The organism is Streptococcus mitis (assembly GCF_005844455.1).
Lineage (GTDB): Bacteria > Bacillota > Bacilli > Lactobacillales > Streptococcaceae > Streptococcus > Streptococcus mitis_BF.
In genome coordinates this window covers 21,139-33,160 of the sequence record NZ_SPGF01000001.1, presented here as the reverse complement: position 1 = coordinate 33,160, position 12,022 = coordinate 21,139, and the positions used below count along the sequence as shown (strand labels likewise).

At 34.2% G+C, this 12,022-nt stretch carries 8 protein-coding genes and 2 pseudogenes; all 10 read right to left on the bottom strand.

Going from position 1 to position 12,022, the window contains the following annotated elements; all coding sequences use genetic code 11:
• Position 1: 1 nt before the first annotated feature.
• The 10 genes and pseudogenes from FGQ53_RS00175 to FGQ53_RS00125 all read right to left on the bottom strand — a co-directional run bounded on the left by FGQ53_RS00175 (position 2) and on the right by FGQ53_RS00125 (position 11,976).
• Positions 2 to 1,711, bottom strand: a complete 1,710-nt coding sequence (locus FGQ53_RS00175; RefSeq protein WP_138335090.1) for an ABC transporter ATP-binding protein — start codon at positions 1,709 to 1,711, stop codon at positions 2 to 4.
• Positions 1,704 to 3,443: an ABC transporter ATP-binding protein gene (locus FGQ53_RS00170; protein WP_001114256.1), complete on the bottom strand. Its 1,740-nt coding sequence runs from the start codon at positions 3,441 to 3,443 to the stop codon at positions 1,704 to 1,706. Before FGQ53_RS00170 ends, FGQ53_RS00175 begins: the two co-directional genes overlap by 8 nt.
• 140 nt (positions 3,444 to 3,583) lie before the next feature.
• A complete protein-coding gene (locus FGQ53_RS00165; protein WP_000708365.1) occupies positions 3,584 to 4,102 on the bottom strand; it encodes a ClbS/DfsB family four-helix bundle protein in 519 nt (172 codons plus the stop codon).
• Positions 4,103 to 4,152: 50 nt separating this feature from the next.
• Positions 4,153 to 4,725 carry a TetR/AcrR family transcriptional regulator gene (locus FGQ53_RS00160; RefSeq protein ID WP_000079884.1) on the bottom strand — a complete coding sequence of 191 codons (573 nt, stop codon included), beginning with the start codon at positions 4,723 to 4,725 and terminating at the stop codon, positions 4,153 to 4,155.
• A 75-nt stretch (positions 4,726 to 4,800) separates the two neighbouring features.
• Positions 4,801 to 6,639: a recombinase family protein gene (locus FGQ53_RS00155; protein WP_001243447.1), complete on the bottom strand. Its 1,839-nt coding sequence runs from the start codon at positions 6,637 to 6,639 to the stop codon at positions 4,801 to 4,803.
• A 96-nt stretch (positions 6,640 to 6,735) separates the two neighbouring features.
• Positions 6,736 to 6,963: pseudogene (locus tag FGQ53_RS00150) on the bottom strand (type IV secretory system conjugative DNA transfer family protein); the annotation flags it as partial.
• A 131-nt stretch (positions 6,964 to 7,094) separates the two neighbouring features.
• Positions 7,095 to 9,002, bottom strand: coding sequence for a group II intron reverse transcriptase/maturase (gene ltrA / locus FGQ53_RS00145; RefSeq protein ID WP_001124947.1), 1,908 nt, complete (start codon positions 9,000 to 9,002; stop codon positions 7,095 to 7,097).
• 690 nt (positions 9,003 to 9,692) lie between these two features.
• Positions 9,693 to 10,457 (bottom strand): annotated as a pseudogene (locus FGQ53_RS00135) (type IV secretory system conjugative DNA transfer family protein); the annotation flags it as partial.
• Positions 10,454 to 10,939, bottom strand: coding sequence for a PcfB family protein (locus tag FGQ53_RS00130; protein WP_064083396.1), 486 nt, complete (start codon positions 10,937 to 10,939; stop codon positions 10,454 to 10,456). The gene FGQ53_RS00130 and the pseudogene FGQ53_RS00135, both read right to left, overlap by 4 nt.
• Positions 10,939 to 11,976, bottom strand: coding sequence for a DUF6017 domain-containing protein (locus tag FGQ53_RS00125; RefSeq protein WP_064083397.1), 1,038 nt, complete (start codon positions 11,974 to 11,976; stop codon positions 10,939 to 10,941). The genes FGQ53_RS00130 and FGQ53_RS00125 overlap by 1 nt, the downstream gene beginning before the upstream one ends.
• Between the last annotated feature and the right edge of the window lie 46 nt (positions 11,977 to 12,022).

The window sequence follows — 12,022 nt, the reverse complement described above, 5'->3', positions numbered from 1 at the left end:
ATTATACCTCGTACTGAGCTTTCCATAATTTTGTGTAGTAACCATCTTTCTCAAGAAGTTCCCAATGCTTTCCTTTTTCAAGTAAATTTCCTTTTTGAAATACGAGAATTTGGTCAGCTTTTTGAATGGTTTTTAAATGATGAGCCACTACAAGTACAGTTCTATTCTTTGCAAGTTCTGTAATAGCATCTTGTATCAAAGATTCATTTACAGGATCAACATTACTTGTCATTTCATCAAGAATTAAAATAGGTGCATCCTTTAGAAAAGCTCTTGCAATAGATATTCTTTGTCTCTGTCCACCTGATAAAATCCCACCATTTTCTCCAATATCAGTTTCATAACCTTTTGGTAAACTCATAATGAAATCATGTATCCTCGCTTTCTTTGCAGCTTCAATGATTTCTTCTTTCGTTGCTCCTTTTTTACCTACCTTGATGTTTTCTTCAATGGTATTATCAAACAACTGAACATTTTGCATGACAATACTAATACGATCTAAAAGCTCATCATAAGGAATATCCCTTATATCAGTTCCTCCGAGGGTAATTTTTCCTTTATGCACATCATAAAATCTTAAAAGCAAGTTGGTTATAGTAGTCTTTCCACTACCTGATTCTCCAACTAAGGCTGTCATAGTTTTTTCAGCAATAGAAAAGCTCAATTTTTCCATTTTAAATTCATCTTTTTCATAGGAAAAATCTATGTTTTCAAAAGCTATATCATTATCCATCGGAACAATTCCATTCACTTTATCCGGGATTACATCTGCATATAAAATTCTTGAAAGTCTTTCGTAACTATCTACCGCCGAAACATAGTTCATATAGTGTTGTTCCATAGAAGCGAACGGCTTATAAAACTCTTTTGAAATTACTGCAAAGATAATAAAATTAAGTACATCAAGACTTCCCTTTATAACAAGTATTGCTCCTGCAATTAAAAGAACTAAATATCCAATATCCAGTAAAAACCCAAATATAGATAGCTGTTTTGCCTTGAATCTTGAAGCTACTTTGCTTGTTTCTCCAAACTTTTTTGTCTTGTTCATAAGCTCATTATCCAAGCTTTTATTGTTTGAAAAACTCTTTAGTACAGGTATTCCTCTAACATATTCAACAAATAAGCTAACCATATCAAGAAGTGCTGAATTATTCTGATTCTCTATTCTTTCAGATTGCTTAATTGTCAGATATAGAAAGACAAGTGCAATCGGAACAGATACAGCCATTAGAATAGCAAGTTTGAAATCAATACTTGCAAGACCGATAAATACGACTGCACCTATCAAAAAATCGCCAAACATTCTCGACCACATGTGTCCTACAACAAGAGACATATTATCAACATCTTTGTGTAAAATTGTATTGATCTCTCCCAGTCTTTCATTGGTATAAAATCCCAAACTGAATTTTTTCAATTTAATAATCATGCGTTCTCTGATTTGCTGAACAATATCAAAACCTGCACTATGCTTTTTCATATCTGCAACCATATTACAAATGCCTTTGAATACTACAAGTAACCCAATTGCAATAAAACCTTTATATAAACTTGCTAAACTCGTCCCATCAAATATCTGAAACAGTATAGAAAATACGATAACAATCATGGCTATGGAGCTTAGTCCATAAAGGGCAAAGAATACACTTGATATAATCAAATCTCTCTTGCCGGTTTTTGTAAGCAGCTTTAACATTTCTCTAAACATTTTCTGTTACCACCTCTTTCAAATTCCATCTATCTACCTTGTTCTGTGCTTCAACCATATCCTTATAGAACTCACATCTTTTCATCAACTCTTCATGGCTTCCTGCATCAAGAACAACACCCTTATCCATAACTATAATTTGGTCTGAATCTCTAATTGTGTTTAGATGATGAGCAATTGTAATAATGGTTTTATCCTTGCTTAAATCGTCAATTGCTTCGCCGATTAGTCTTTCATTTTCACTATCAACAGCTGCCATTGCTTCATCTAATATTAAAATCGGTGCATTTTTCAGTATCATTCTTGCTATGGAGATTCTTTGTTTTTCTCCACCAGATAACTTAACTCCCATTTCACCTACTCGTGTTTCATATCCATTTGGCAATGCTGAAATAAAATCATGGCATCTTGCTTTTTTAGCAGCTTCTATGACTTCTTCTTTTGTTGCATTTAGTTTTCCAATTGCTATATTTTCAAAAATACTTAAATCAAAAAGGATAACTTCTTGTTGCACACTACCAATCAGCATTGAGATATTTTCTTGACTATATTCTTTTATATCTTTTCCATTTATCAGTATTTGTCCTTCATCTGCATCCCAAAATCCCATAAGCAAATTAGATACAGTACTTTTCCCACAACCACTTGCTCCTACAAAGGCGTTCAAACTATTTTTCTTAAAATTCAAATTGATATTTTTAAGCTCAAAGCTATCTTTTCCGTATGCAAAATTCACATCTTTAAATTCTATATTTCCAAATTCTAAACCTTGTTCTGTCTTTTTCTTTGGAAGCGGAACTGTTAAAACTTTTCCAATCGCCTTTAGTGCTTCCTTAAACACAATAGAAAAATGTTGCAATGTAGCCGTCTTACTTATAGATGCAGTAAAAGCAGACGATAAAATAATGGCAAGTATAAAATTAGGGGTTGTAATATTTCCATAGTAAAGAAATATACTTCCCAAAATCATGACAATAACTACTCCAATTTCCATAAATATGTCAATGAGTCCCATTGGAATTGTAATTGCTCCCATGCTCTTTTTAACCCAGTAAATATATTCTCTTGCCGTTTTTAATGTTCTTTCACTAATCTCCTCTTCTTTAGCAAAAGCCTTAATCACAGAAATATTTTTTACATATTCCATTAGCTCTTCTCTCATCTTATTTTCATGGTTAAAGTAAATAGCAAAGTTTTTATCCATTGTTTTCTGTGAAAGAACTTTTACCAAATACATGAGTGGAACTCCAGCAATCATTCCAAGAGCAAGACGCCAATCAACAAAAATCATAGCTACAAAAATAATGGTAGGCAGAAGTGTAACTGCCATTATTTCAGGAAGACCATGGGCAAGGTATACTTCCACTTGCTCTACATCATGTTGAACAATGTTGGTAAGCTCTCCTGTATTATGTTCTTTAAAGAATCCCAAACTTAGTTTTTTCAGATGACCGATAATATCTAACCTAAGTTCTGTTAATTTTTCGTATGCTTTCTCATGGGCAACCTTTGTTGCAAAATAATAAAACACTCCTTTTAATACAAACGATATAAAGATTCCCAAGAATATATACTTTAAATTACCTTCGTTAATATTGTTTGTGATTAAAGAACTAATCAAATATACAAGTAAGATTTGTGGTATCAAATCAAATACTATTTTTAAAGCAAGAAGTGAATTGGATAAACTATTTTTCCCAATCACTTTTTTCCTTAATTCTTTTTCCGGCATGAACAACTCTCCTTTCAAAATTGAATAATATTGAATTTTAATTCAGTATTAAGGTTTAAAGTAAGACTTTGCTGATTACGCAAAGTCTATTTTATCCGATCACTATATTTTTTTAAATTACTGTATCAGCAAATCAAAAATTATAGCACAATCTTTTTCCATTTTCTAATCTTAGTTCTAAACGTTCCAAAAGGGGCAACCGTATTAACATGAATAAACTTATAAACTTCCCATGTCGCTGTTTTAGTAGCTTCATCAGCCCATTTTCTCATATGCGGTTGAAATAATTCTTCTTCACTTAGTGTATCAATCATTGTATAGATAGATATAATATTTTCTTTCAATCGTTTCTTTAATTCTTCTATCGATAAATGAGCATAAGTATCAGTAAACCACTGATATAATTCTCCAAGTTGATTCCATTTAAACATATCCGACGGTGTCTTTACTTCAAAACCGTTTTTCTCATCTTTTTCCCATTTCAAAACTAATGTTGTCCATCCGAGTTGATAAGCAAGATTTTCTGCTGGTGTTCTGTCAACTTCAGGGACTCTCTTATCTTTGAGAGATTCAGGAATAATATCAAATTCAGAAATATACTTTTCAAAACTTTTATTTATCTCAGATTTCAGTTCTTCTTTATCTTTATATATCTTCAAAATATCTCCTCCAAAAATTTAAATTTATCGCATTTAAATATCAAATCAACTTACAATGATTCCACTCCCTTGTAATAACACTTTGCAATAAGTTTTAGCATATCTTTTGCCCACTTTTCACTTTGATAATGCCTTGCTATTTCAAGAAGTCCCTCTGTAAAGTTACTGGCTAAAATATGGGCAAGCATTGGATCATATTCCTGTTTCGATTGTCTTTTTAAACTTACTTCAATATGAACCTGCATTTGCGATATGAGTTTTTGTTTTGCTTCTGTATGCTTTGTACCTGAGCTTTTATCCATTAAAATAATTAACTTCTTACGATCTTTTAAAAGTTCATGAATATAATTTTCTCCAACTTCATCAAACCTTTCAGAAGCAGAACCTTTTTCCAAAGATTCTTCCTCATTAAAAGCTGACTCGAAGTTTATATAAACAGAACTTACTACTGCATCAAACAAAACTGCCTTATTTTTGAAATAGGTATAAATTAGTGCCACAGGAATATCTGCTTCTTTTGCAATTTCTGTTAATTTGGCACCTCTATAATCCTTTTTATAAAATACTTTTTCTGCTGCTTCGAGTATTCTATTTCTAACTTCTTCTTTTAATACTTGTGCCATAGCACACCTCTTTCTATTCCAATACTGAATCTATATTTAATAATAAATTAAAATTCAATATTTGTCAAGATAGATTTAAATATTTGTTTTTATATACTCACTCACCGGTATCCCCACTCTTTTCAAAACCTTTATTTTCTCCTGTTTCTTCTGTTCTCTTCTTGCCTTATATTTATCTTCATACTCTTTCTGTTTTCCACTCGCTTTACGCTTTAGGTAATTTTGATGTAGCTTGTCTTTTCTTTCTTCGATTTTTCTTTCTTCTTCCTCAAGTTTTTGTTTTTTTTCTTCGCTTAACTCCGCCTGTGGTAGTTCGTAATTACCTATGAAATTAAAGTAAATTTCTATCTTTTGCTTTGATGTCTGACTTCCTTTTCTATCTCTTTCATGTACGATAATCTTTTCTACAAACTCATTTATCATTGTAGTTGTAAGTTCATCAAAGTTTTCATAACGACTGATAAGAGATATAAATTTTCTTGCTCTGTCTGTTTCTTTTTCATATCTTGATACCTGCTGCTCTAAATCTTTGATCTCTTTGCTTAAAGTTATCTGCTCTGTTTCATATTGATTGTTTAGTATCTCATATCTGCTATTTGGTATTTTGTTAAGGATCATATCTTCGTAAATTCTGCACATAAGTCGTTCGAGTTCCCTAAGTCTGTTTTGGCTTTCCGTTAATCTTACCTTTTTCTTTTCTATCTCTATTTTTTCTTTTTCTTCCATTTCATTTTGAATGGAACAGATAAAGGCTTCATTATCTTCATCAAGGTATTTTTTAATATCTTTTAGTGTGTCTTGTATTAAATTTAAGACTACTTCCGCTTTTATTCTGTGTGCTGATGGACAAAGCATGCCACAAGGTGTTTTAGTATAGGCACTGCAAGTGTAATAGGGTATATTTTTGTAATTGCTTGTTCTATGAACATACATTTTACTTCCACAATCTGCACAATACATCAGTCCTGTGAGTGGGTGATATTCTCCCCAACCGTCAGGATACCTTTTTACATTTCCTCTTATCCTTTGCACATTGTCAAAGGTTTCTTGATCTATAATTGGCTCGTGTGTATTTTCAAAAATAAGCCAGTTATCCTCGGATACATATTTGCTTTTCTTGTCCTTGAAGTGTTTTCTTGTTTTGAAATTGACTGTATGTCCCAAGTATTCCTGTTTCTTTAAAATGCTTGCTATGGTTGAGCTGCACCAACGATAGGGATGTTCAAAGTTTTTGCTTTGATATAGTCCATAGCCTAATTTCTGTTGATGATAGGCTGGTATATCTACTTTTTCACTCTCCAATATCTTTGCTATTCGATACGGACCATTTCCTTGCATGGTCAGGTTAAATATTCGCCTTACTATCTCTGCTGCTTTTTCATCTACTATCCACTTGTTTTTATCTTTTTCATCTTTGATATAGCCATAAGGCGGTGTACTTGCAGTATGTTTCCCACTTTCGCCTTTTGACCTGAAAGTCGATTGGATTTTTCTTGATGTATCTCTTGCATACCATTCGTTCATGATATTTCTAAAAGGGGTAAAATCATCTTCTCTGTAAAAACTATCTACATTGTCATTGATAGCGATTAGTCTTACGCCCTTTTGTCTTAGTATCTCCATACATTGACCGACTTTGAGATAATCTCTGCCAAGTCTGCTCATATCTTTTACAATGATACAACCAATATTTCCTTGATTGACTCCGTTCATCATTGCCATAAATCCCGGTCTGTCAAACTGCGTTCCACTGATTCCATCATCTGTAAAGTGAATGATGTTTGACAAATTATTTTTGCTTGCGTATTCTTCCAATATTTTTTTCTGATTGATGATAGAGTTACTCTCTCCTTGCAGTTCATCATCACGACTTAATCTCTCATAGAGTGCTGTTATCTTTTCAAAATTCCTCATTTTTACCCCCTTTCTCTTAATTTTTCAATAAAAAAAGAATTAAGAAGTACATATTTCACTAAAATAGTGATTAAGTGTTCTCCTTAATTCTATTACTCCGGCAGCCAATTTGTACTTTTTATATTGCTTCACTGCAAAGTGTGTAGGCTCTTTCTTTTCCAGTGCTTCAAAGAGTCTGTCTATCGGATTCATATAGGTTTCATCATCTTCTCTAACTTCTGAAGCGTCTATCATATCGAGAAGTGTTGCAAAGTTCTTTTCTTCTCTTGGAGCTTCATAGAAGATGTATCCTATAAGTGCAGTGTAATAGAGCTTCTCAGCTTGTTTCGATAGGTAAGCCTTTGATATAATCTCCGGCTTTTCCCCCGACTAACACCGGACATGCGACTTTCACCGCATCCGGCGTCCCATCGATTGTTTTCACAAACATTTAATCAGTCACCAAATTTTTCATGTTATTCTATTGCTAACAGACCTGCCTGCTCTCGCAGACTATTGATTTTAATCATCATCTTTTTAGTGGTTTTAAGTTCTTTGGTTAAGGCTTTTAATTCAGATAGAGGCTGTTCATCTAATAATGATTGATACTTTTTGTGAATCAAAGTCATATTTTTGTAGCGTTCATATCCACCCAATTCTTTCGGTGTTTTTAGCCAAGTGGCTATATCTTCTACATTTACAAACTCATCTCCACTAACAGCACATTTTCCCTTTTGTGCAGAAAATAATGATATTCTGCAATCATAGTATTCTGTGCTGTGGCTTTTGGGTAGCTGTTCTCTTAAACCTTTCAAAATACTTCTGTTTATCTTAAGTTCAGTGTGAATCAACTCCCGACCATCGGAAGTATAACTACAAACTGCCGACTTTTTAGCCATCGGTATCTTATTTTTGATGTATGCAATCGGATAAATCATCTGGTCTATTCCTGCCACATATCGAATCATCTTGGAATTTCCAAATCTTTCTTTCTCCGCTTCTGTGACAGTGCCACCGTCACGCTTTAGTATACAACCCTTTTCCGTATTAAGCCTATTGGTTAAAACTGTCATGATTCGTCTGTGGATATTTCTGCAATCAATACTGATACAGGTGGCAAGTTGATAATAATTTTGAATCCCCAACACCGTAGAATTGAACAGCTGAATTTCTGAAAGACAACTTTTCGTTTCCCTTGGTTTGGCAATATTCTTTGCCTGTTCCACTAACTTATCCGTTTCAATTTCAACCTTTTTGTCACAGATTGCCGATTGCACCACATATTTATGGCTTTTCGACCTAACCCTAATCTTGAACCCTAAAAACTCAGACCATCTCTTACGAGTATTCACTATCCTTGTCTTTTCAGGTGATACTTCAAGTTTAAGCCTTTCTTCAATCCACTTTGTAACAGCTTCCTTTGTCTTTACGGCTTCTTTTTTGGTTCGACAGAATATCCTGAAATCATCTGCATATCTGATGATGTGCATTTCCTTTAGATTTGTATTTTTCATCAGCCTATACCCATGACTTTTGTCAAACACCTCTGTTTTTCCAATGATTCTGTATCTTCCACGACTTACCGCCATAGGATTTTCTTCCCATTGACTTGCTACCCACCAATCAAGCTCGTTTAGAACGATGTTTGCAAGTAACGGCGATATAATTCCACCTTGCGGTGTGCCTTTGTGCGGTTCTATAAGTGAACCGTCAGGCATTTTAATTGTCGCTTTCAGTATCCGCTTTATGACGAAAATCAGCCTTTTGTCTTGTATTCCAAGCGACCACATTTGTTTAATTAGCTTGCTGTGATTTACATTGTCAAAAAATCCTTTGATGTCAAACTCAATCACATAATGCAAGTTCATTCTCTGCAACATGGTATAAGTCCGATTGATAGCGTGTTCCACCGAACGATTCGGGCGGAAGCCATAGCTGTTGTTACTGAACTTTGCTTCGCATATAGGTTCTAATATTTGTTTGATACATTGCTGCACAAGTCTATCCCATATGCATGGAATACCTAACGGTCGTGTTTTTCCGTTTGGCTTCGGGATGTCTTTACGCCTTACAGATTTTGGTCTGTACCCGTGCTTACTCCCTGTGACAATAAACCTCACTTTCTCCACCACTTCATCAGGAGATTTGCTCCCAATATCGGTTATGTTTTTCTTGTCTGTTCCTGCCGTGTAGCTTCCTCCGTTTGCTTTGATGTTTCTGTAGGCAAGCAAGATGTTGTTTTGGCTAAGTATCAAGCCCATTAGGTTTTCGAATACTTCACCATCTTTGCTCTTTTGATAGAGTTCATCAAATGTTTCTTGCATGCCGTAGTATTCAGCATGTCTTAGGTCATCTACACATAGATTTTTATTTTTCTTTGGCATAAGGCATCACCTCCTTTTTGAAAGTGACCCTTTTGGTCTTACTCGAATCCTTATCTCGGACTGAATAATATTTGCTTATTACAACCGACTAGAGACCATTCCTACTTCTCCCATTACAGAAGCTATCAACGGTTCGGTCTCAACCTTTCAGCAACGGTTAATCCGCTTATTATTCTTCGTCAGAAAATCTTCTGTTGAAGACCCGTTACCTTTCCTTGTTCCGATAATTCTATCTGTGCATATATATCCTTAGGTTTCTTGCTATAGTCCTGTTGGCTTGAATGTGCCTGTAACACAGTATGGTCGTTCGTAGGGCAAATTTCTACTAAACCACACCAACTACGCTTTAACGTACCCATACATTTCTGTATGGTTTTCTTATAGAACCGTACATTCGCAGATTCGTCAGCTTGCCCGCCAAGGCAAACATTCTAACCATAGATATTTTATAGAGTCTTGGCTTATAGGTAGCACATCCCACCTCTGGGACGATTTCGTAGAACTTATGGCAGTTCCTTACGGCTACTCTCAGCCTTTGTCATGGAGCTTCACACCCCGACCTTTACAGTCGACACATGTCCATCAAGACTAGGCGTTTCAAGGCGTTACCCCATCATTCCACCTATCAAATTACCAGTTCATAAACCGCTAACAGTTTATGTGTAGGCTTTTTACTACCTACGAACAAGTCGCACTCACCCAAAAATCTTCTCCTGCTTTTTCTCCTTCTCCCTTGGTGTTTGCGATGATTGTCTGTACTAATTTGAGTATATCTTTTTCACTTCTGAGATAAGCGAATGGATTGTACTTCATGCTCTTTTTGAAGTTGATGGTATTTAAAATTTTTATCTCATAACCATTATCTTCAAGCATCTTCCCACATTCAACGACTATCGTTCCCTTAGGATCTGTTACGCAATATGACGAGTGCATTTGCATTAGGTTCGGTTTTACATAAAATCTTGTTTTACCTGAGCCAGAACCACCAATAACAAGTACATTTTTATTTCTTGCATACTTTGGATTGGCTGGTCTACCATTCATGGTTAATCGCTCGGTTTGAGTAAGCAAGATATTATTTTGGAACTTTTCATCCACATACGGCTCTATATCTTTTCTCGTTCCCCATCGTGCTGATCCATACTCTTTCCCCTGTCTGAACTTTTTTGCATTTTTGCCTTTGGTATAGACAATAAATTTAATTAGAGCTGCCACTCCCACGCCCATTAAAATGTCAGTCAGATGAATACTTGGAAAAAAGCTCATGGTATTAAGCTCTAATATTCCTTGAAATATTTTATCTATTACATCGCCACCATTATATGCTCTTACATGGTGAGAAAAGATATTGCCAACATAGAAAAATGCAAGATAGGGAATGTTCTGCTTTAGAAACTTTGCCTTATCTTGCACTTTAAATAAGCCTTTGATGTCCTTTAGTATCTTATCTATCATAGGCTCTGCTCCTTTTGTTTATTCTTGACTTTATCTTTAGAAATGGTGTTCTTTGCCATCTCCTTAAATTTCTCTATATTCTTGTGAATTGACTCCTTATTTTTCTCTTTCTTCTCAATATTTGAAAGCACATTTTGAAAAGCTTTATTCATAACTTTTGTATCTTTTGCTTGGAAGAATACTGAATGTGTACCTGTTTCCTTATCTTTCATCACTGAGAATTTAACGCCATATTTATTCAATTCTTTTTTTAATTCTTTTAATTCACCATCTTTAACATTGATTTCTTCAAGCTGCCCTTTCTTAACCATATCTTTAAGTTTGACTTCATTTCCCTCAGCCTTTATAAGTTTATCTAAGCCATCATGTTGTTTTGATCTCTGTTGTAACTTCTTTACATGGCTTAAGATTTCTTGATATGTTGCCTTTAAGACATTAATTTCAATATTAACTACTTTATTAGAAATTTCTTCATTTATCATTAGTAACCTCCTTCCCTCATATCATAACTAACAAGTGCTGTATAATAGGCATCCATATTGCTTGGTGCATTATATGCTGCCGTTAAAATAAATGCTCTTACATTTCTTATTTTTGATTCATTCTCTGATAAAGCATTTACAAGATACTCCATATGCGAAGAATCTATTTCTCTAAATCTCTCTTGAACAACATATGCTGGTAATTTCGTTTGATTTATTGTTACTGTATCTTCTGCATTTAATACCATAACATCAGCTAAAACTTTAATTATTTCATCAAAGGTTTTAGCAATAATCTTATTACCTAGCCTCATGTGTTCGTTATATCCTGTACTTTCTCTTAATTCTTCTAAACAAGATTTATATGATTTTATTTTTTTACATCCTTCCTCCATTCCGTCCCTTGAATAAAACAGATCTCTTTCACAGATGGGGAGGTGGGAGGAATTCTCTGTAGAAATATATGAAGTAATCTTTGATGAATTATTTGTAGTAATCTCTGGTAATGGTTCATGCAAGTTGCCATAATGCACTGGTAGATTTTCATCAAATGCATCGGTGCTAAATGCCTCATTGCATTGGTTGATTTTGCCCTCTTCCATTGGTGCATTTTGCCCTAATGCATTAGGCATATCTCTTTTACTTACTTGTTCTAATATTTCTCTTTCTTTCTCTTGTTTTCTTTGATTTAATTCGAGATAAAGTTCTTCTAATTTCTTGTCATTTATTGTGTACCACTTTGTTTTGTCTCTAGGATCTTTATTATAGTTTCCAACTAAAAGATAGCCCGCTTTTTCAAGCTTAGAAAAAGTTCGTTTCACTGTATCGACACTTAAATAGTCAAAATCTTTTTCTTGCCATGCTCTTATTGAGTTATATGTCCAATACTCACCATCATGATAATTATTGCCAGACTTCTTATTTATCTCAATCCAGTAATTTATTTGTTGAAGCACAAGAGCTTCATTTAAGCCTAATTCTCTGGCTAATGCTTTATTTGCCAGTATAGGTTGTTCATCAAATAAATACATATTCATTTCATCGCTTCCTTTCTCTTAAATTTAGGCATAGAAAAAGACGATA

What these genes read in the sequence shown, in the direction of transcription:
- FGQ53_RS00175 (WP_138335090.1), bottom strand. Translation starts at nt 1,711, where the DNA reads ATGTTTAGAGAAATGTTAAAGCTGCTTACAAAAACCGGCAAGAGAGAT.
- FGQ53_RS00170 (WP_001114256.1), bottom strand. Translation starts at nt 3,443, where the DNA reads ATGCCGGAAAAAGAATTAAGGAAAAAAGTGATTGGGAAAAATAGTTTA.
- FGQ53_RS00160 (WP_000079884.1), bottom strand. Translation starts at nt 4,725, where the DNA reads ATGGCACAAGTATTAAAAGAAGAAGTTAGAAATAGAATACTCGAAGCA.
- FGQ53_RS00155 (WP_001243447.1), bottom strand. Translation starts at nt 6,639, where the DNA reads ATGAGGAATTTTGAAAAGATAACAGCACTCTATGAGAGATTAAGTCGT.
- ltrA (WP_001124947.1), bottom strand. Translation starts at nt 9,002, where the DNA reads ATGCCAAAGAAAAATAAAAATCTATGTGTAGATGACCTAAGACATGCT.
- FGQ53_RS00130 (WP_064083396.1), bottom strand. Translation starts at nt 10,939, where the DNA reads ATGATAAATGAAGAAATTTCTAATAAAGTAGTTAATATTGAAATTAAT.
- FGQ53_RS00125 (WP_064083397.1), bottom strand. Translation starts at nt 11,976, where the DNA reads ATGAATATGTATTTATTTGATGAACAACCTATACTGGCAAATAAAGCA.